Origin of the sequence: uncultured Shewanella sp. (assembly GCF_947501665.1) — a bacterium.
Taxonomy (GTDB): Bacteria; Pseudomonadota; Gammaproteobacteria; order Enterobacterales; family Shewanellaceae; genus Shewanella.
In genome coordinates, this window is sequence record NZ_CANMWS010000005.1 from 35,402 (window position 1) to 55,374 (window position 19,973).

19 protein-coding genes and 1 tRNA gene are annotated in these 19,973 nt (G+C 38.8%); 10 read left to right on the plus strand and 10 right to left on the minus strand.

The genetic code is table 11. The features are described from left to right. Positions 1 to 8: 8 nt before the first annotated feature. On the plus strand, positions 9 to 896 hold the full coding sequence (locus Q0976_RS04780) for an AEC family transporter (RefSeq protein ID WP_299491569.1): 888 nt from the start codon (positions 9 to 11) through the stop codon (positions 894 to 896). Positions 897 to 1,126: 230 nt separating this feature from the next. Here the strand turns inward: Q0976_RS04780 and Q0976_RS04785 are convergent, their stop codons facing one another. Continuing rightward, positions 1,127 to 1,270, minus strand: coding sequence for a hypothetical protein (locus Q0976_RS04785; protein WP_299491571.1), 144 nt, complete (start codon positions 1,268 to 1,270; stop codon positions 1,127 to 1,129). Between the two features lie 301 nt (positions 1,271 to 1,571). Here Q0976_RS04785 and Q0976_RS04790 point away from each other — a divergent pair, with 301 nt between their 5' ends. Continuing rightward, positions 1,572 to 2,114, plus strand: coding sequence for a TetR/AcrR family transcriptional regulator (locus Q0976_RS04790; protein WP_299491574.1), 543 nt, complete (start codon positions 1,572 to 1,574; stop codon positions 2,112 to 2,114). 277 nt (positions 2,115 to 2,391) lie between these two features. On the opposite strand, the gene Q0976_RS04795 is transcribed toward Q0976_RS04790, so the two are convergent. Both Q0976_RS04795 and punC read right to left on the minus strand, forming a co-directional pair. Next, a tRNA-Ser gene (locus Q0976_RS04795) sits at positions 2,392 to 2,482 on the minus strand. Between the two features lie 108 nt (positions 2,483 to 2,590). Then, on the minus strand, positions 2,591 to 3,796 hold the full coding sequence (gene punC, locus Q0976_RS04800) for a purine nucleoside transporter PunC (protein ID WP_299491576.1): 1,206 nt from the start codon (positions 3,794 to 3,796) through the stop codon (positions 2,591 to 2,593). A gap of 119 nt (positions 3,797 to 3,915) precedes the next feature. On the opposite strand from punC, the gene punR reads away from it, so the two are divergent. The 7 genes from punR (at position 3,916) to Q0976_RS04835 (ending at position 8,016) form a co-directional block, all read left to right on the plus strand. Further along, positions 3,916 to 4,818, plus strand: a complete 903-nt coding sequence (gene punR / locus Q0976_RS04805) for a DNA-binding transcriptional activator PunR (RefSeq protein WP_299491578.1) — start codon at positions 3,916 to 3,918, stop codon at positions 4,816 to 4,818. A gap of 261 nt (positions 4,819 to 5,079) precedes the next feature. Further along, positions 5,080 to 5,739 (plus strand): Bax inhibitor-1/YccA family protein, encoded by a 660-nt coding sequence (locus Q0976_RS04810; RefSeq protein ID WP_299491580.1) that lies wholly within the window; start codon positions 5,080 to 5,082, stop codon positions 5,737 to 5,739. A 163-nt stretch (positions 5,740 to 5,902) separates the two neighbouring features. Continuing rightward, positions 5,903 to 6,562 (plus strand): pseudouridine synthase, encoded by a 660-nt coding sequence (locus Q0976_RS04815; protein ID WP_299491582.1) that lies wholly within the window; start codon positions 5,903 to 5,905, stop codon positions 6,560 to 6,562. 30 nt (positions 6,563 to 6,592) lie between these two features. Then, positions 6,593 to 6,982 carry a sulfurtransferase complex subunit TusD gene (gene tusD, locus Q0976_RS04820; RefSeq protein WP_299491585.1) on the plus strand — a complete coding sequence of 130 codons (390 nt, stop codon included), beginning with the start codon at positions 6,593 to 6,595 and terminating at the stop codon, positions 6,980 to 6,982. A gap of 64 nt (positions 6,983 to 7,046) precedes the next feature. Then, positions 7,047 to 7,403, plus strand: a complete 357-nt coding sequence (tusC, locus tag Q0976_RS04825) for a sulfurtransferase complex subunit TusC (RefSeq protein WP_299491587.1) — start codon at positions 7,047 to 7,049, stop codon at positions 7,401 to 7,403. After that, the gene (gene tusB / locus Q0976_RS04830; protein WP_299491589.1) at positions 7,403 to 7,684 is read left to right on the plus strand and encodes a sulfurtransferase complex subunit TusB; all 282 of its coding nucleotides are present in this window, start codon (positions 7,403 to 7,405) and stop codon (positions 7,682 to 7,684) included. The genes tusC and tusB overlap by 1 nt, the downstream gene beginning before the upstream one ends. After that, positions 7,678 to 8,016, plus strand: a complete 339-nt coding sequence (locus tag Q0976_RS04835) for a TusE/DsrC/DsvC family sulfur relay protein (protein ID WP_299491591.1) — start codon at positions 7,678 to 7,680, stop codon at positions 8,014 to 8,016. The genes tusB and Q0976_RS04835 overlap by 7 nt, the downstream gene beginning before the upstream one ends. Positions 8,017 to 8,105: 89 nt before the next feature. On the opposite strand, the gene cyoE is transcribed toward Q0976_RS04835, so the two are convergent. The 7 genes from cyoE to Q0976_RS04870 all read right to left on the minus strand — a co-directional run bounded on the left by cyoE (position 8,106) and on the right by Q0976_RS04870 (position 17,612). Then, positions 8,106 to 8,990, minus strand: coding sequence for a heme o synthase (gene cyoE / locus Q0976_RS04840; protein WP_299491593.1), 885 nt, complete (start codon positions 8,988 to 8,990; stop codon positions 8,106 to 8,108). After that, positions 8,954 to 9,280: a cytochrome o ubiquinol oxidase subunit IV gene (cyoD, locus tag Q0976_RS04845; protein WP_299491595.1), complete on the minus strand. Its 327-nt coding sequence runs from the start codon at positions 9,278 to 9,280 to the stop codon at positions 8,954 to 8,956. The genes cyoE and cyoD overlap by 37 nt, the downstream gene beginning before the upstream one ends. Continuing rightward, a complete protein-coding gene (gene cyoC, locus Q0976_RS04850) occupies positions 9,277 to 9,900 on the minus strand; it encodes a cytochrome o ubiquinol oxidase subunit III (protein WP_299491597.1) in 624 nt (207 codons plus the stop codon). Before cyoC ends, cyoD begins: the two co-directional genes overlap by 4 nt. Next, positions 9,893 to 11,863 (minus strand): cytochrome o ubiquinol oxidase subunit I, encoded by a 1,971-nt coding sequence (gene cyoB / locus Q0976_RS04855; RefSeq protein ID WP_299491599.1) that lies wholly within the window; start codon positions 11,861 to 11,863, stop codon positions 9,893 to 9,895. The genes cyoC and cyoB overlap by 8 nt, the downstream gene beginning before the upstream one ends. A 1-nt stretch (position 11,864) precedes the next feature. Then, complete coding sequence (gene cyoA / locus Q0976_RS04860; protein WP_366525067.1) at positions 11,865 to 12,746, minus strand: ubiquinol oxidase subunit II; 882 nt, start codon at positions 12,744 to 12,746, stop codon at positions 11,865 to 11,867. A 635-nt stretch (positions 12,747 to 13,381) separates the two neighbouring features. After that, on the minus strand, positions 13,382 to 13,891 hold the full coding sequence (locus tag Q0976_RS04865; RefSeq protein ID WP_299491602.1) for a hypothetical protein: 510 nt from the start codon (positions 13,889 to 13,891) through the stop codon (positions 13,382 to 13,384). Between the two features lie 829 nt (positions 13,892 to 14,720). Then, the gene (locus Q0976_RS04870; RefSeq protein WP_299491603.1) at positions 14,721 to 17,612 is read right to left on the minus strand and encodes an ExeM/NucH family extracellular endonuclease; all 2,892 of its coding nucleotides are present in this window, start codon (positions 17,610 to 17,612) and stop codon (positions 14,721 to 14,723) included. Between the two features lie 692 nt (positions 17,613 to 18,304). Between Q0976_RS04870 and Q0976_RS04875 the strand changes: the two genes are divergently transcribed. Then, positions 18,305 to 19,846 carry a S8 family serine peptidase gene (locus tag Q0976_RS04875; RefSeq protein ID WP_299491605.1) on the plus strand — a complete coding sequence of 514 codons (1,542 nt, stop codon included), beginning with the start codon at positions 18,305 to 18,307 and terminating at the stop codon, positions 19,844 to 19,846. The last annotated feature ends 127 nt before the right edge of the window (positions 19,847 to 19,973 follow it).

Genomic DNA, 19,973 nt, shown 5'->3' on the forward strand with positions numbered 1-19,973 from the left:
AAGTACCTATGCAGCCTTTATTTCAAAACATTATTGAAGTGATATTCCCCATATTACTCGTCGCTTCCGTTGGATATTTATTTGCAATATTCAAACAACAACTTGACATTAAAATAATCTCAAAATTAATGTCTCACGTAGGTTATCCTGCGTTGATACTTGCCCATATGCTAGGTCAAGATGTTGACATTAATAAATTATTAGAAATGATTTTTGCCGCATTGTTAATGTTTATCCTGTTTGCGATTTTAGTTTATTTTTTCTTACTCATTACAAAACAAAGCATCCCAACCTATTTCTCTTGTTTAAGCATGAACAATGTTGGCAACATAGGTTTAGCCGTTTGTGCACTCGCATTTGGTCATGAGGGAATACTCTATGGTGTCACTTTTGTCATTATCGGTATGATATTTATGTTTATTGTCACTCCAGCTGTCACTTCTGGTACTTGGCATATGAAAGAAGTGTTACTTAGCCCAGCAATTTATAGCGTTATTCTCGCCCTTTGTATCATTTATTTTCAAATACAATTACCTAAACCCATTACAGCATCACTTCAGATCTTAGGCGGTATGCCTATTCCTCTTATGTTAATCACCCTCGGCTATAGCCTTGCCCAAATTAAATTAAACAACATAAAAATCGGTATTATTTTCTCTATAATCCACCTCCTAATCGGAGCGATAGTTGCTTTTTTGTTAACACATTTACTCAATTTAACGGGCAATTTGCGAGGCATTTTAATACTACAATGCATGATGCCCACAGCGATTAATACTTATTTATGGATCTCTATTTTTAGACCTCAAGATTCAGCACAAATCTCCGGAATCATCTTTATCTCAACACTATTAAGCATTGTGATCTTACCGCTGGTATTGACTTATTGGGTTTAAGATCATTATCACTTTACTTTATTCATTTATAGCTAACTCAATACAAAATATTAGTCGTTATTTTTTCACTGTTAAACGGTTCTTATTCACTCCATTTTATATTTGACACTGAGGTTGTTTACATACTGCTTTAACTCAATCCCATTGACTTATCTTTGCCCACTTTAGCGTTTGACCATTTAGAAAAGTACAAGAAACATCAATATTATGCTGCATTACTGGATGTATCGTCACAGCCATAAGAACTTGATATGGTGTAACCCTTCTTCTGGACTAAAAACTTCTCCTCCACCAGCTAAATGAGGATAAGTCCAGGTCTTACGGGTTACCGCTTGTTCAACAAACCATAATGGATACAGTGGCGTGACAGGCATGTCACATATGAAAGTGATAATGGAATACCTAATGTCCACTCTGTTTGAGCTGGACCGATAAAATCAGCCCTATCTTTCCCTTTAACTTAATCAAATGCTGACACATGACATTATATCCATGTGTCTCCCATCCCACTTTAACGAAAAAAAACATATAAGCACTCTCTTTCTTGCCCGCTATACAATGCACTTAATCTCAGCGAATCCCCCTAGACACTGAGAATGAAGGTCGCTATTATGGTTAATTGAGTAATACGCTTTCGCCATCCAACAATATGCATCATGAGTTTGGGGCACCACTATGATATCCATAACTGAAAAAATTCTAAACGCGGCAGAAAATGACATTCGCAGCGGCGGCTACAATAATTTTAACTTTTCAAAATTGGCCACCAGCATAGATACCAGTATCGAACACATTGAACGTTATTTTCCTAACAAAGACGAACTTACGGTGGCGGTTGTGCAACGATACCGTATTGGAGTCAATGATACTCTCGCTAAGATAAGCCAAGATTACTCTAATATCGAAGAAAGACTCTATCATTACGCCAGTTTTTTTGAGCGGGCTATCCTTATCGATAAAAAAATCTGTCCTTGTACTATTTTAGGTGCCGAAATTGATGCCCTTCCTACAGCGGTTCAAGTCGAAGTTAAACAATTTTTTATTGATAATATCAATTGGTTGTCCGAAGCGATTTTTCTCGGTGAAAAAGGCGCTAAATTAAACGCTCAACAACTCATTGCCAGCCTTGATGGCGCCGCTCTGCTGTCCAAACTATTAGACGATCCGGGGCTTATCACCCAGTTAGTCGCCCGCTTTACACAAAAAAGTGTACATTAAATCGATTACTCATCTGTTCTTTATTTTGTAAGTAGGGCAGCACTAATTTTCTTTAAGGTTTTCATCGATAAGTTTTCACAGTATCAATTTGTCTCAGGACAGGACATATTTCAGATGTAAAAAAGCAACCTATTAAAGCTGCCTTTTTCGTTTTATTTGGCACAGAGAAAGATAGGGATTTAAACCCTACATAGACGTGCTATAAACCCAAGCCCATGTCACCAGACATTCAGGTACAAAAAAGTCCATCATTGCTGATGGACTTTTTTGTTTTATTTGGCGGAGAGATAGGGATTTGAACCCTAGATGGGCTACAAACCCATGCCGGTTTTCAAGACCGGTGCATTCGACCACTCTGCCATCTCTCCAGTGGCGCGAATAATATAAGCTCAGCCCTATCTTGTAAAGCCCCAATAAGAAAAATAATACTGATTGAGCAGTTAAACACCAAAGGGATGTTCATAGGCGTAGCAAACTTATTCAGTAGCAACACTCAAAGCCTTTTTATTTTTATAGCCTCGAAGTTTGTAAGCTGCGAGTACCAATAAACCGCATATACTGATCCCAACACCAATCGCCATTTCTCCTTGCGACGCCCACATAGCAACAATACTTGAAGCACCAAATGAAATACTGATTTGAATGAAGTTTTGTAACCCAGCCGCTTTCGCCGCATTATCACTGAATTCTTGTAAAGCACTGTTCACAACAATGGGGTATATCGCACCGTTCGCTGCAGCCAAAAACGAAAAAATAATCAATAATGGATACAAACTCAACCCTTGAAAAAGAAGCGTACAAACTGCAATACCAACCACACATAAAGCAAACAGCGTTAATAATACTTGTAACGCTTTTTCTGCACCTAACTTGCGGATCACAATTTTACTGGCGTATCCCCCCACAATAAACATAATGGTTTGTGGAATAAAACTTAATCCAATTTCAGTCGCAGCAAATCCATGTTGCTCCATCACAATGGGCCAAAGCGTTAAATAAGCAAAAAAGGCGCCAGAACAAGCACCAAAAATCAATACATTGCCTAAATAACGATTATTTTTTAAAATTGAACAATAAGAAATATTTTTAGCTTTTGTAAACCCTTCTATATGTTTATCGCTCGGCACTAGTATCCAAGTCAACACGATCAGGGCAATAGCCAGTCCCGTCAATGTCAAGAAAATCCCTTCCCACCCAGTAATATTCAGTATAAACGCCCCAAGAATAGGGGCTAATGCAGGTGACAACGCCACAAGTGGCATTACATTAGCAAACACGCCTTGTGCTTTTTCAGCATCATATTTTTCAATCACAATAGCTTGCCAAATAACTCCTGCGCTACACGCTCCCAATGCTTGGAAAAAACGTGCTATATTAAAACTTAAGATAGTTTCACTATTCGCTAACCAAAAACTGGCAACACCAAAAATAACTAAACCTAAAATAAGTGCACCACGTTTACCCATACGCTGCACTAATGGACCATAAAGTAATTGCCCTAACGCTAATCCCGCTAAAAAGCTGGTAAGAGACATGGCTACATGGCTAGAAGAAGCACCAAAATTGGTTTCAATTGCTTTAAATGCAGGTAAATACATGTCGGTTGCAATAAAACCTAACATGCTTAGCAGGGCCAGATAAGCGATAAATAATAGATATTTAATATCAATAATTGAATTCATAAACAAAAAATCAAGACTAAGAAATACAGCAGTGCAGTCTAATCATTTGCTAAAAGCTTGTGAAACGTTTATTTTTGAACTTAGCTATCAAATAATCTCATAGCAAGGAATTGCCGATAATGCTCTCAGAACAATCACTTCAACTTATCGATATGGTCGCACGTGTCGGTAGTTTCACCGCCGCGGCGAATAAATTACACAAAGTGCCATCAGCTGTCAGTTATGCCGTAAAACAAGTCGAAGAAGAATTAGGCGTGATATTATTTGAGCGCCATCATCGTAGTGTGAGCCTCACTGCTGCAGGTGAATATTTTGTCAAACATTCACGAGGCTTGCTTACCAATATCGAAGAGATGCGCTGTGATACCAAACGCATCGCCAATGGCTGGCAACCCACGTTAGCGATTGCCTTTGATAATATTGTTCGCGCAGACAAAATCAGTACGTTAATCGCCGATTTCTATCGTACATTTAAAAATGTCGAACTGATTATTCGCATTGAAGTTTTTAATGGTGTGTGGGAATCCATCGCCACTAAGCGCAGCGATATCGCCATCGGTGCCACAACAGCAATTCCCGTAGGAGGCGAATTTCATTTCAAAGACATGGGAGAAATAGAATGGGCTTTTCTGGTGAGTCATCATCACCCTTTAGCCAATATTCAACGACCATTAAAAAATGATGAAATGCGCCCTTATCCTTCCATTTGTTTAGAAGATACGTCCAGAGAAATCCCAAAACGCATGACATGGCTACTTGAAAATCAACGCCGTTTAGTGGTTCCGGACTGGATCAGAGCCATTAACTGTTTTCGTGAAGGCCTTGGCATAGGTTACATGCCAATGCACTTTGCAGCCCCTTTTATTAAAACAGGCGCCTTAATCGAAAAACAACTTGAGCGACCAAAAGCCCCAAGTCCATGCTGCTTAGCCTGGAATGCCGCCAATCAATCACCTGCAATGGCTTGGGTATTAGATTATTTAGGCGATACAAAAAAATTACACAAAGATTGGTTAGATTAAATATGAATAAACATTTTGACGACTTATTCATTGATCTATGAACTGCTTTTATTCAATAAATGGGAGGAAAAAGCCAATTTATCTGACATTTCTGCCATTTCTGTATAAACTTTAACCAATCTCTCTTTAACCTTGTCGCTGGCTAAGGTATGATTTAACTAATTAGCAAGTGATTTTGTAATATAACAGGATGTTAGAACGCCTAGCACCTCATTTGACGACACAGTCTTTGCTTAATCAATCTGTTTTTTGGAGAAAGTTATGTCACAACAAACGGTTTATTCTGCTGATCAGTCCAGACTGCAAGTAAACAAACTTTTAAAAAATACCTATATGTTATTGTCAATGACATTAGCCTTTTCAGCCGTTTGTGCCGGTTTGGCAATGGCAATGCAAATCGGGCCTATGATGTCTCTTGGATTATCCATTGGCGGTTTAATCTTGCTTTTTGTCACGCTGAGAAAAGCAGAAGGACAGTCTGGTATTTTTTGGGTTTTTGCTTTTACTGGAATGCAAGGCGCATCATTAGGTTATATCCTTAATCATTACGCTGGTATGGCCAACGGCCCTCAGCTAATCATGCAAGCATTAGGATTAACCTCACTGATTTTTATCACATTATCAGGCTATGCTATCACAACTAAAAAAGACTTCTCTTTCATGAGAGGCTTTTTAGTCGCAGGACTCGTGATTGTTATTGTCGGGTCAATAGTGAATATATTCCTCGGTAGCGGTCCAGTCTTCATGGCAATGAACGCCGGTCTTGCATTATTGATGACAGGCTTCATTTTATATGACACTAGCCGAATTGTTAACGGCGGCGAAACCAACTATATTCGTGCAACGGTTTCTTTATATTTAGATTTCCTTAATCTATTTATTGCCCTGCTTAACTTAATGGGAATTGGTAATAACGACTAATTATCGTTGAGCCACTCAGCATTTTATTCATCTTTAATATTATGCTGGATCCAATCTAAAGGCCCCAAGGGGCCTTTTTTGTATCAATATAATCGACTGCTATCTATGTTATTATCTCAATCTCTCATTACTTTTTACTTATCAACTGACTGATTGTGCCCTCATGAAGCAAACACCGAAACATAGCACTCCACACCAGTATTTTAAAATCTTTAAGCCCTTTGGCTGCCTCAGCCAATTTGTTCAAGAAGCCAAAAGGCCTAAACAGGTTTTAGGTGATCTCTACCCTTTCCCAGCAAAAACCATGGCTGTAGGCCGACTTGATCATGACTCTGAAGGCTTATTACTACTCACCACTGACGGAAAGTTCAGTTATAATATTTGTGGTAAACACGTTGAAAAAGAATATTGGGTACAACTCGACGGCAAAATTAATAATGATGCGCTTAGCCAACTACAAACAGGTGTAGAGATAGGCATTAAAGGAAAAAAATACCATACTCTACCTTGTCAAGTACACCCACTGACAACTGAACCTGATCTACCACCGCGGGGGCGAAAAATTCGCGATGCTAGACACGGCCCGACTAGCTGGATAAGTATTTGTCTGAGTGAAGGAAAAAATCGTCAAATACGAAAAATGACTGCCGCTGTTGGCCTGCCGACATTACGTTTAGTTCGCGTCCGTATTGGAAATATTCACATCGATGACTTATTGCCCGGCAGCGTTCAAAACATCACCCGCAGTATTGAAAACAGCCAAATTAAACCTTCATTAAAAGACACAAAACATCCCGTAGATATCAATTTTGCGTTACCATAGAGGAACTATTTTAATCCATAACCTTTATCCATGAGCAAATTTATCATTCAAGTCAACAGCGCCGCTTATAGTGGGAGCCACAGTTATCGTGCTTATCGCTGCACTAAGGCCCTATTAGAAACGGGTCATGACGTCTTGCATGTTTTCTTCTACCAAGACGGTGTACTCAATACTAATCAGCTCAACTCACCTGCTAATGATGAGTTTGATTTACGTGCAGCTTGGCAGTCCTTAAGTGACACCTACCACATTCCGTTAATCAATTGTGCATCTGCAGCATTGAGAAGAGGTGTTTTGTCTGAAACAGAAGCCATTGAAAATGGTTATGCCCATTGGAATACTAACCTCCCTTTTACGATGGCGGGCTTAGGCGAATTGGTTACAGGCCTTGAAAAAGCCGACAGATTACTCAATTTTTAAAGAAAAGAATCAATACAAAAGTGTTAGTGCTAAAATTTTTTGTATCGAAATGTCAGGAAAATACATGAAGAAAGTCACCATCGTTTTTAGAAAAGGGCCTCATGATAATGCCGCAGGTCGAGAAGGCTTAGATCTCGCCCTGCTCAGTGCCAGTTTTGAGCAAGAAGTTAGCTTAGTGTTCACTGCTGATGGCATATTCAACTTACTGTCAGATCAACACCCTGAGGCTATTGGCTGTAAGGATTATCTCGCGACATTTAAAGCCTTGCCATTATACGACATCGATTCTGTTTTTGTTTGCCAAGACACGATGGACGCCTTTGGATTAACCGATAACGATTTTTTTATTCCCACCACCGCCTGCCGCCCCAGTGTCATTCAACAGCAGCTGCAATCGGCCGATCAAGTTTGGGTATTTTAATGATTTTACATCACATTCAACATTCTGCCAGTGAAGACAATGCCCTTGAAACTTGCCTTCGCTTTGCAGCAAGTAAAGACAGCATCTTATTAAGCGCTAATAGCCTTTACGCCCTATTACAACCCACTTGGCAAAACCAGCTTGCTGAGCGCACCGTATACTTATTAAAAGAAGATGTGATGGCCAGAGGATTAAGCACTCGATTATCAAACTATAACATGATTGATTACAACGAATTTATCAGTCAAACACTGAAACATGAAAAGGTCATTACGTGGTAAACCATATTGTATTTAACAATCAAAATATTGAAACTGATCATCAAGGTTATTTAAAAAATGTGGCCGATTGGTCCCCAGAACTGGGTGATATTATCGCGCAAGCAGAAAATATTCAGCTAACAAACGCTCATTGGGAAGTGGTTAATTTTGTTCGTGATTTTTACCTAGAGTATAAAACGAGCCCCGCCATTCGCGTGTTAGTCAAAGCCATTGGCCAAACTTTGGGCAGTGAGAAAGGTAACTCAAAATATTTATATACCTTGTTTCCATTAGGCCCTGCCAAACAAGCCACCAAGATTGCCGGTTTACCTAAGCCGGCCAAATGCATATAAACCTATTGTTCGCTTAAACGAAGCACCAATAACAAAAAAGGAATGATGTCTAAGACATCATTCCTTTTTTAAGGATATTGCTAGAAAACTTACAAACCTAAGCCAATGAGCAAACTGAAAATACTGATAATAATAATGGAAAAGAAAAACATCTTCTTGGCCCACTTTTTATCATCTTCAGCAGCAAAACCTTGCCAAGCCAACTTGACCCACCAAGCACTCAGTAACAGCATCGACGTTAAATAAATATTGCCAGCATAGCCTAATGCGTACAGTGCAACACACGCCACAGCAAAAGCAATCACATAAACTAAACTATGTACTTTAACTGTTGATATCGCTCTTGTTACTGATAAAATGGGAATACTCGCACTGCGATAATCCTTAGAGCGAAATACACCAATGGCATAAGAATGTGGAATTTGCCACAAAATGCTAATTAAAATCAAGGTTAACACGCCAGCATCCACATGGTTACTCACCGCGCAGTATCCCACAGCCATCGGCATTGCACCGGATACAGCACCAATCACGGTGCCGTATTCAGTATGGCGCTTAGCCCACAAGCTATACACTCCCACATAAAAAACAAAGCCAATGGCGCCCATCACGAGTGTTAACAGGTTAATACTCGCTAAAAAAGCAAACCCCAAGCCGCCAAGTAGCACACCGTAACTCAGTGCAAACCAATCCGGCAGCAATCCGCGTACCATAACACGGGTTTGGGTTCGTTCCATCAGCCTATCAATATCTTTGTCTATGTAGTTATTAAAGACACAACCAGAGGCAATGACTAAGCTGATCCCAATGATGACTTTAAACAGAAGAGCAGCATGCCACTCTCCTTTTGACGCGAGAAAAAAGCAGCCTATCACAGTGATAAGATTGCCTAGGATAATCCCAGGCTTTGTCACTGAAATAAGCGAGCTTAATCTGACTACATCATGTTTATTCTGAGGTTGTACATGATCCATAATGAGCCTGCAAGTAGAATGACAACAATCAACGCGGTAAACACAAACGATTGGAAATTCCAGCCTTTCTCAGATTTAGTGTTTAAGTGCAAAAAGAAAATCAGTTGCACGAGTAGCTGGACAAAACCAAACGCGACCACAAGTAAGATCAGTGTCACGGTTGGTAAGCTTTGCTCAACCACTAAACAATAAGGAACAATTGTCAATAAAATCGACAGTAAAAAACCGACTATATACGATTTTAAGGTGCCATGATCGGCGCCGCTACTGGTAACATTTGACTGACTCATGTGATAGCCCCCATCAGATAAACAACAGTGAATACACAAATCCAAATAATATCGAGGAAATGCCAAAACAAACTTAAACAGGTTAAACGTGTCTTCACTTGTTTCGTTAACCCATGACGTAATACGCTATACATCATCACAATCATCCAAATAAGACCTAATGTGACATGTAAACCATGGGTTGCTACCAAACCAAAAAATGCAGATAAGAAACCACTGGTTTGCCAACCATGACCATCAGTGATCAATTCGTGGAACTCATACAGCTCCATACAAATGAAGCCCAAGCCTAATAAGAAGGTCACAACTAGCCAACCCACCACTTGCTTAGACTTATCTTTATGCATTGCCAGCATCGCTAAACCATAAGTAAAGCTACTGGTTAACAGTAAAAAGGTTTCAACTAACACAAAAGGCATACTGAATATTTCATGGCCAGCAGGTCCACCAAAGGTGTTACTGCTCAGTACTGCATAAGTTGCAAACAAGGTTGCAAACAAAATGCAGTCACTCATGATATAAATCCAAAAACCAAAAATGGTGGTTGAACTCTCATCATGCTCGTGATCATGGCCATGATCACTTTGATGCTGTTGTGTGTCCACTGCTACACTAGACATTATGTACCCTCAATTTTTCCGTCGCTTCCACTTCAGCCGCTGGTATGTAGTAATCCACATCGGTTTCAAAACAGCGTTGAATTAAGCTCACAAACATCCCAAATAGACCTAATCCGGCTAACCACCAAATATGCCAAATCATTGCAAAACCAAATACTAACGAGAAAGCGGAAATGATCACGCCAGCTCCAGTATTACGTGGCATATGAATATCAACATATTCACGGGTTTCTTTTACACGCTTACCATTGTTTTTCTCTTTTTCATCCCAGAAGCAATCACGATCTTCAACCACTGGAGTGAATGGGAAGTTATAATTGGCTGGAGGAGAACTGGTTGCCCACTCAAGTGTACGACCATCCCATGGATCGCCTGTCACATCTTGATTTAAATGACGGTCACGGATACTCACATACAGTTGAACTAATTGACATCCAATACCGAACATGATCAATACAGCACCTGATAATGCCACTAATAACAGTGGTTGCCATCCGGTCGTTGGATCATAATGACTTAAACGACGTGTCATCCCCATGAAGCCCAATGCGTATAATGGAATGAAGGCTAAATAGAAACCTGAAACCCACAACCAGAACGCACGTTTACCCCACTTCTCATCCAAAGTAAAACCAACCGCTTTCGGGAACCAATAGCTGTAACCCGCAAACATACCAAACACCACACCACCAATGATCACATTATGGAAGTGAGCAATGAGGAACAAACTATTATGCAGTAAGAAGTCTGCCCCCGGAACCGCCAATAATACGCCTGTCATACCACCAATGGTGAAGGTCGATAAAAATGCCAAGGTCCACATAATGGGTAGATTAATTTTCAAACGGCCACGATAAATGGTAAATAGCCAGTTAAATATTTTCACCCCAGTTGGAATGGAAATAATCATAGTGGCAATACCAAAGAAGGCATTAACGTTAGCCCCCGAGCCCATGGTAAAGAAGTGATGTAACCAAACACTGAACGCCAGCACGGCAATAACAGCAGATGCATACACCATAGAGGTGTAGCCAAAGAGTTTTTTGCGAGCAAAGGTACTGACCACTTCAGAAAACACACCAAAAGCAGGCAGAATGAGAATATAAACTTCTGGGTGACCCCAAATCCAAATCAAGTTAACGTACATCATTTGGTCACCGCCAGCAGTGGCAGTAAAGAAATGTGTACCAATGTAACGATCCAGTGCTAATAGGGCTAATGTCACTGTTAATACTGGGAAAGCAGCAATAATCAAAATATTAGTGAATAACGCAGTCCAAGTGAAAATAGGCATACGCATTAAGGTCATACCTGGACAGCGCATTTTCATGATAGTGACAAAGAAGTTTATCCCTGTCATCAAGGTGCCCACACCTGCTATTTGTAAGCTCCAAATATAGTAATCAACCCCCACACCAGGACTGGTGCCTAATTCAGATAAAGGCGGATAAGCCAACCAACCTGTTTTGGCAAACTCTCCCACTCCTAATGAGATATTGACCAATGCCATACCGACAAAAAACAGCCAGAAACTCAGGGAGTTTAGAAAAGGAAACGCCACATCACGTGCACCAATTTGTTGAGGAACAACAATATTGATAAGTCCGATCACAAGGGGCATCGCCACAAAGAAAATCATGATCACGCCATGAGCGGTAAAAATTTGATCATAATGTTCGGGGGGAAGGTACCCTTCGTTACCAGAGGCAATCGCCAACTGTAGACGCATCATGATCGCATCAGAGAAACCACGCAGCATCATGACAAATGCCACCAGCATGTACATGATCCCGATTTTCTTATGATCGACAGATGTTATCCATTCATGCCAGAGATAGCCCCATTTGCCCGCTTTTGTTACCAATACCGCTAGCAGGACTACAATAGTAATCATCATCGCTACTGCAGCCATAGGTAACGGAATATCCCAAGGGATAGAGTCCCAGGTTAATTTACCAAACATGTTATTCCTGCCTTAAAATAAACTTATGATCGTCGTCTTGCATGCCTGGCATCATGTACTTATGCACAATTTGACCAAACAAATTGGGTTCAACATTTGAAAAATATTGAATAGGATCAGCAATACTCTTGTTTAATAGAGTGTTATATTTTGCTTTATCTAAATACGAGTCAGATGCTTTCACTTTATTCACCCAATCATCAAAGCCTTTCTCTGATGTTGCGGTGGCAGTGAATGTCATATCTGAGAAGCCTTCACCACTGATATTGGCTGACATACCACGATAAGTCCCCTCCTCATTGGCAATAAGGTGCAACAAGGTTGTCATACCTGCCATGGCATAAATTTGCCCTCCGAGCCTTGGAATAAAGAAAGAATTCATCGGAGCGTCTGAGGTGATCTTGAAGTTCACTGGCACATCTTTAGGAAACTCAATGTGATTGATCGTTGCAATCTTCTGTTCTGGGTATATGAATAACCATTTCCAGTCTAATGCAACCACCTCAATAGTGATTGGCTTTACATCGCTATCAAGCGGTCTATACGGATCTAATTCATGAGTTGTACGCCATGTAATCACCGCTAATATCAAAATAATGACACAAGGGATCCCCCATACCCAAAATTCAATCTTATTGGAATGACACCAATTAGGTAAGTAGGTTGATTTTGTATTACTTTCTCGATATTTCCAAGCAAAAACAAAGGTCATAACAAGAACAGGAATAACAACAATTAGCATGAGTAATGTTGCGGTAATAATCAGTGATTTTTCATCGGCAGCCACCTGACCCTTTGGATCAAGAGTCCCCATATTACAACCACTTAATAGCATAGTTAATGGTATGATTAACCAAAAAATATATTTTTTACATATATTCATTTTACAACTCGATTAGAAAGTTTTAAGAGTACGCACACTTCAATAAATACGAACTGAAAATAACTTTTCAGTTACACACTGTTGACTGTGTCATATTATTTATCTATTTTTACTTTTAATGTTATTTATTTCGCTTTCCTTACCCTTTAATTAATAACAGCAAACACAAAATATTTACACGAGTAAATAAAACCCTCATTAAAATACAAAGAAAACATCAAAAGAAAACCTTTAGATGTTGTTTTAAAAAGAGTTTTAAATTAAAGCTATAAATAAAACCCCATAAAAAGACTGACATAAATGAGCTCAGACTTCACATAAGAAGCATAACTTTATAGCCTTGTTTTTCCCACGGGGTAATATAGGGCAAACACTGAAAACAATCAAAATAAATATATCAACATTATTTTTTTTATGGGTTACTCGCGTATTAACACCAATAAAGAAAAAAGTATTCACCCTGTTTGTTTTAATTTTAAATACTTAAATAAAATAATTGCAACTAAAAAACAATAAAAATAACCAACAAAAAAAATAACACACAAATAAAACATTTCATTAATCAATGTAAGGTTTGATTGAATATACCCCCCTCAATATCGTTATGGGGCATGACATTAAGAACAAAATGATGATTACAATAAAACATTAGGAAGAATATAATAAACCCCCATATTTTGATTAATATCAGATAATTCACCTTCTCTTTCTTGACTAAAAATATAACGTCCCTCAAATGCATTTTTACACACTAGCGTTAGGGTATAACGTAAAATATGCGTACCAATAACATCTTTCCCTTCAAGATAACCCACATTTTTGGCCACTTTTTTAAATTTATATGCCCCTATAAATCGCTTCTCAGTTTGTAATTCAGAAAAAACATAACTCTTTCTTGAAAAGCCCATTTCAATAAGTGAATTACTATAAGGGTTAAAAGGGGCATAATTAGGATCAGTCACAAACACTAATTTCAATTTATCTAACGATATTGGCATTTCGCATCCTCCATTGAGAATAGCGACCTTATTATCTATGATAGGTTTGCCATCCCGCTCATCAATGACAGCAATAACATCAAACAGATGCATTCCTCCACTCATTACAATAAGCCATCTCAATAATAACTGATTAGTCTTTGTCATCCTAAGTTTCCTAAGTTTCATACTTTGATATCATCATTCTTTTCAAATCGTATGCCACTCATCTTGAATATGAGTACTAAAAAGAAACATTAACAAAAGAAAAATAAATACTTATTTTACAACTAGTCATAAAAGGTATAATTCATTTATTCACTAAATACCACTCACTTAACAAGTAAATTATCCGCTGTGAAGGGCCAAACAATCCACTTCATTCAGTCATATCAGTTCTTAATTCGATAGCCACATTTTGCTTCCCGCTTTGATCAAAAAATCCCCCCTATAAAGCATAGGATGTTTTACAAACAGCCATACTCATTCAGTATTCATTTTGACACTTCAAGATAAAAGTCTGAATTGAATATAGAATATTTAAACTAAAATCGGAATAATGAGCACTATATTTAAATTAAATTACAGATATAAATCAAAACTTTAAACAAAAATATTATTTTTTGCATTTCACTTTTTCTACATCGCGATATTTTTGTCGATATCAGGTGTGATTTCGTCTCTAATAGAGACGCTATTAGTAGAAAGTGCAACACAGATAGGGGACAAAATAGCGATATTTAACAGCGTAGCTTAACCCGAGTTCAGGTTATTTAAAAAAATGCACACATTAACGCCTCAAACGATTTGAAGAAAGCTATTTTATTCCCTTGATACGTCAAAATGCATGTTTTAAAGCCCGTAAGCACACTCTACAGATAAAGAAAGGCACCTAGCGCAGCACATTTCGCTACACTAGATCATGCCATCACCATCAAGAAGGCAAAGCCTTAATAATGGCAACACAAATGGAGATTAAAAGCACACAACATCAAGATTAATAATCAAGCTCAGTGCTATCTTGTAACCCATCATTGTCTACAACAACTAGTTCAACATGCTCCGCTCCTCGACCAAAACGTACCACCCAAGGGCGTGTGGAAAAATACCCATCATCAAAACGCCACGTTTGACTTTCAATCACACCGTCTTCATCTACACTCATAGAACTGAATAAATGAATAAACCACCAAGCCTGATAATGGATAATAGCGGTTGGTGCTTTCTCTTCTGGTTCCAAGACCACTTGAATAACCTGTGATTTTGAATGTGTTAAGCCGCCATCATCCGTCACGGTTAATGTGATTGTATACTCACCATCTTGGGCATATTCATGTGCCACATCTATACCACTCGCCGCTTGCCCATCACCAAAATCCCATAAATGGCTAATAATTTCACCATCTAGATCATGTGATGTACTCTGTGCATTCATCCAAGCTGCACTTTGAGAAAACACAAAGCTGGCAACAGGCGCTATATTAGGGGGAGTAAACTGGAGTGAAACCAGCACAGGATCATGATCTGATGAGCGATAAGGACCCTCACTATATAAATCCTCTTGTTGCGTCTCCGATTTAAATTCAAGGTTATAATCTAATACCCTTGGCTCATCAGTGTTAATCTGCCAGTGGGTCACGTCAGCAACATCATCAATCATGCCACTGTTAACAAAGATATAATCTAGCTGACCAGATTCTCCTGAATAAACATAAGTGTAAGGGTCCACTTTATCAAAATGGTCAAATAATTCATGAAATCCAGATAACTTTAATGTGGTGATCGGATCTTCTTGTGCATAGGCATTTAAATCCCCCATTAGCACAATTTTGTGCTCCTCATAGGTCGTATTTAACCACTGAGCTGCAGCCATTGCTGCTCGCGTTCGAGTCAGATTACAATTCCCTTGCCCATCATTGAGATCAGGATCGCCAATACTGCTGCAACTGCTCCCCTTAGATTTGAAATGATTCACAGCCACGACAAATTGAGTCGGTGCATCTTCAGCCGAAATACTCGCCCTATTTTCACTCCAATATTTATCTTCTAACGGGCCATTTTCATCTACTAGCACACTAAATAACTGCGTCAACATTGGGCGATTTTTTTCATCATTAAATAAAGGAACACCTGTTTCATCCAATGGAGAATTATCGCTAGATAACATCAAAGCCCCACCTGTCGGTAACACTTTATCGACACGATATATTAGCCCTACAGCAATCTCATCATCCCCTAGATGTTCTAAAGCAGGCTTAATAAAGGCATAACGCTCACGGCCTATTTGAGCATTTAACGCATTAACTAAACCCACAATAGCTGAATCACTCTCAAACCCATCATTTTCAATTTCCATCAAACCAAACACGTCAGCATTAATGGCTAACATTGCAGTAACTATTTTTACTTGTTGTCGTTCAAACTCAGCCAGACTGTTCGCACCACGAGCAGTGGGAAAGCCCTCTCCGTTCCCGTCACCATTAAAGAGGTTTAGCACATTAAAGCTTGCTAACAGTACATCTTTTGAATCTGGAACACTGGGTAACACAATCCGTTCATTCGTTGAAATAAAATTAACACTCTCAATAGGTAATAATCGATAATCACCAAATCCATAATGCATTATGGCTGTTAAAGATGTCACTTCATCACCTACTCTAACGGTATTATTTGCACTTAACTGAGGGGCCGGATAACGAATGACATCGGGGTTTTGTGACGTTAAACCATCATCTAAAATAATGGAGTCCAACATATTTTGCATCGTAACAGCCAACGCAGCTTCACCAGGTGTAGCAACTTGAGTACCAATAAAATGCCGTTCACTGCCTAATAATATTTCACCAAAACGTCCCAGGTTATACACTTCATTTACGGTAAGGTTTTGTGAAAAATGCACTCTCATACCTTCAAGAGATTCAAAATCACCATCATTCTCACGAGGTAAGCTCACAAAAGTACTGCTGGGGAGCGCTTGATTTATATCGCACAACACACTTTGGCTAATAGCAGTTAACTGGGTTAATGTTTCAAATTCATCAACAACACCTTGAAGCCTAACCCGATCGCCAGGCTGAAAACCAAGTGGGCTATTGCCACTATAAACAAACATCCCCTCCGATGTTCGGGGGTTATCATCACTCTCTAAATCAGACGATTGAACAAAGAAACCATCAAAACCGATTTCAACATTACTCACCACTATGGCTTCGACAGTGACTTGTTCTCCTTGGTATTCACTGGTAAAGCCTTCTCCTTGAATATCACTAATTGCTACAGCCGGATCAGAACAAACCAGTGGTTCTGAAGGCTCAGGCTCTGAGGGGCCTCCTTCATTAAACAGGCCTAAATCTGTAATGTCATCTTTCTCAAATCCCAACCAATTCGTCAATAATACTTCATCATCAACGATGACATCTGCAATAGGTTGAGTCGTATTTCGCCTTAGCGTATTATCTTTAGTAGAAAGGTTTCCGGATCCCCATTCTGAGCCCGGATCCTGACCCACCCGCCCCAAACTGTCGACAATCTCACCTTGATAACTTAATATTATTGTATCATCACCATTAAAAAAGCTCATTGAAGATGTCATATCAGCAACTGATATGATAGCCTCGCTGGCATCATTATCACTTAACACAAACACTTGGCCCGCTTCGATGGAACCTTGTAGAACAATATTGGAGGTAGGATCAATATTGCCATTAAAATAGATGTGTATTTGATACCCTTCTAAATTAACAGAGGCATCACTGCTGTTATAAAGCTCTATCGCTTTATTGTTTCCACTGCCTTCTACATATTCGGATATAATTAAATTATCTGTTGCAGAAACTACATTTGATATACAGCCTAACAGTAATATTAAGCAGTTTTCTTTCATGAACATATTATTCCCTTAAATGTCTTTATTTTTATTAATAACTTCCAAATCAATAGAAGTAATAATGAATATAACTGGCAATAATGACAGTCTTATTTCACTTGAATCTTGTCAATGTTCACTATCAAGCCCTACACCACTAAGGTTTTATAATAAAGCCACTAACACAAAGCCTAAATGGAAGCATAAAAGGTTAACATTTGTGTATTAGCTCACATTTCTAATAAAAAAAACATTAATTTTTTATATTTAACGACATAATAAATAGATGATGATCTCACCTACTTCCTTATAGAATAATCAAATATTAATCAAGATATTTATACAGTACATGATTAAATAGTATTTAATGGCTAGTATACAAATACCATTCATCAATTAAATTTAAAAATACTCTTGTCTTGCTAAAAAACTGCCATTTTTTAATTTATAAAAAATAAAACATTAGCAATAACTAATTGAATACAGTCAGTTGCTTTAAAAGATTTATTTTTGGAATATGAAATAACAATTTGTTAGTTGATATTTTAAAGTGTCCATTAAAACACACGCAATCTATTATTATTTAACTATTTTATTAAGTTTTTATTAAACCTTAACATTCATATATTTTTAAGAGCATTGATATTGAAGACAAGTATAAAAATGTTCTATGTTGATTACGCCGTTATAAAATCAAACCTAATACGGAGTCATCAATGCAAAAAAAACATTTACTCGCACTTGCTATTGCAGCTGCTTTTTCCTGTTCTTCGGTTAATGCTAACGAATATCAAGCTCAAATAATAAAAGTCGACCAACAAAAGGCTGTACAAGACAATTATATTATTGTCTTTAATACCCCCAGTGTATTGGATCTCAATAATGAGCTATCGATCGAATCTTTTGTTGCTCAACAATCAAGAGCCCTAGAAAATAATTATGATGTCGAAGTAATAAAAAACTTTGGTAACACTGTCAATGGTGTCTTGGTCAAAGCCAATGCAACACAAATTGCCGACCTGCAAAAAAATACCGATATAAAATACATAGAACAAGATCAAATCCTCAGTATTGATCCTCTCTACGATACCTTAGGCGATCAATCCAATCCAACATGGGGTATTGATAGAGTTGACCAACGAGATTTAGGTCTCAGTAATAGTTACCACTATGATTATGATGGCACAGGTGTCACCGCCTATATTGTTGATACTGGTGTACTCAATACCCATAACGAATTTGGAAACCGTGCATCTAGCGGCTATGATTTTGTCGACAATGATAATGATGCAACCGACTGTAATGGTCATGGAACACATGTCGCAGGAACAATTGGTGGTGCCACTTATGGGGTTGCCAAAAATGTCAATCTTGTCGGGGTCAGAGTACTTAGTTGTAGCGGCTCAGGAACAACCTCTGGTGTCGTCTCTGGCATTAATTGGGTTAAAAATAATGCCTCAGGTCCGTCTGTTGCCAACATGAGTTTAGGCGGCGGTGCATCACAAACATTAGATGATGCTGTTAATGCTGCCGTTGCCGCTGGTATTAGTTTTGTAGTCGCAGCAGGTAATGACGATAACGATGCCTGTAACTATTCTCCTGCACGTGCAGCAGATGCGATTACGGTTGGCTCAACCACCAGTAGTGATGCCCGTTCAAGCTTTTCTAACTATGGATCCTGCTTAGATATTTATGCACCTGGTTCAAGTATCAAATCAGCATGGTACTCATCGAATTCAGCTACCAATACCATCAGTGGTACGTCCATGGCCGCCCCTCATGTCGCGGGTGTCGCAGCTTTATACCTTGATGAGGATCCCAGTCTATCCACCTCTGCGATGAGCAATTTGTTAAGCAGTCGTTCGAGTAAAAATAAAATTTCGGATGCTATTTCTAGCTCACCAAATGAATTAGTTTACTCTCTTTCCGGTAGCACACCTCCACCACCGCCACCAAGCTGTGAAACAGACTGTATAGAAGAAACCAATTTGAGTGGTTCGTGGCTATCAACCAGCTACTACCAAATCGACGTCGCGGCCAATAGTCAACTAACAGTAGAAATATCAGGTGGTTCAGGGGATGCGGATCTTTATGTGAGAGCAGGCAGTAATCCAACACGCTCCAATTATGATTGCCGTCCTTATTTATCAGGTAACAATGAAAGTTGTACCTTTAATGTCAATAGTGCAACCACTTATTACATTATGATCCGAGGTTATAGCTCATACAGTGGATTGAACTTAACAGCCAGCTTTTAATTAGGCTACGGCATTACAGTATAAGCGAGCAGCTCAAGCTTTCAAACTTGATTTAAGTGGCAAAGTTAGCGTATTGAAATAAGACATTGCCACTATCAATCAACAACAGCTCTCTTATTTTCTCTGA

Excerpts from the sequence above, each read along its gene's own strand:
- Q0976_RS04780 (WP_299491569.1), top strand. The coding sequence starts at position 9 with ATGCAGCCTTTATTTCAAAACATTATTGAAGTGATATTCCCCATATTA.
- Q0976_RS04785 (WP_299491571.1), bottom strand. The coding sequence starts at position 1,270 with ATGCCTGTCACGCCACTGTATCCATTATGGTTTGTTGAACAAGCGGTA.
- Q0976_RS04790 (WP_299491574.1), top strand. The coding sequence starts at position 1,572 with ATGATATCCATAACTGAAAAAATTCTAAACGCGGCAGAAAATGACATT.
- punC (WP_299491576.1), bottom strand. The coding sequence starts at position 3,796 with ATGAATTCAATTATTGATATTAAATATCTATTATTTATCGCTTATCTG.
- punR (WP_299491578.1), top strand. The coding sequence starts at position 3,916 with ATGCTCTCAGAACAATCACTTCAACTTATCGATATGGTCGCACGTGTC.
- Q0976_RS04810 (WP_299491580.1), top strand. The coding sequence starts at position 5,080 with ATGTCACAACAAACGGTTTATTCTGCTGATCAGTCCAGACTGCAAGTA.
- Q0976_RS04815 (WP_299491582.1), top strand. The coding sequence starts at position 5,903 with ATGAAGCAAACACCGAAACATAGCACTCCACACCAGTATTTTAAAATC.
- tusD (WP_299491585.1), top strand. The coding sequence starts at position 6,593 with ATGAGCAAATTTATCATTCAAGTCAACAGCGCCGCTTATAGTGGGAGC.
- tusC (WP_299491587.1), top strand. The coding sequence starts at position 7,047 with ATGAAGAAAGTCACCATCGTTTTTAGAAAAGGGCCTCATGATAATGCC.
- tusB (WP_299491589.1), top strand. The coding sequence starts at position 7,403 with ATGATTTTACATCACATTCAACATTCTGCCAGTGAAGACAATGCCCTT.
- cyoE (WP_299491593.1), bottom strand. The coding sequence starts at position 8,990 with ATGGATCATGTACAACCTCAGAATAAACATGATGTAGTCAGATTAAGC.
- cyoD (WP_299491595.1), bottom strand. The coding sequence starts at position 9,280 with ATGAGTCAGTCAAATGTTACCAGTAGCGGCGCCGATCATGGCACCTTA.
- cyoC (WP_299491597.1), bottom strand. The coding sequence starts at position 9,900 with ATGTCTAGTGTAGCAGTGGACACACAACAGCATCAAAGTGATCATGGC.
- cyoB (WP_299491599.1), bottom strand. The coding sequence starts at position 11,863 with ATGTTTGGTAAATTAACCTGGGACTCTATCCCTTGGGATATTCCGTTA.
- cyoA (WP_366525067.1), bottom strand. The coding sequence starts at position 12,746 with ATGAATATATGTAAAAAATATATTTTTTGGTTAATCATACCATTAACT.
- Q0976_RS04865 (WP_299491602.1), bottom strand. The coding sequence starts at position 13,891 with ATGACAAAGACTAATCAGTTATTATTGAGATGGCTTATTGTAATGAGT.
- Q0976_RS04870 (WP_299491603.1), bottom strand. The coding sequence starts at position 17,612 with ATGTTCATGAAAGAAAACTGCTTAATATTACTGTTAGGCTGTATATCA.
- Q0976_RS04875 (WP_299491605.1), top strand. The coding sequence starts at position 18,305 with ATGCAAAAAAAACATTTACTCGCACTTGCTATTGCAGCTGCTTTTTCC.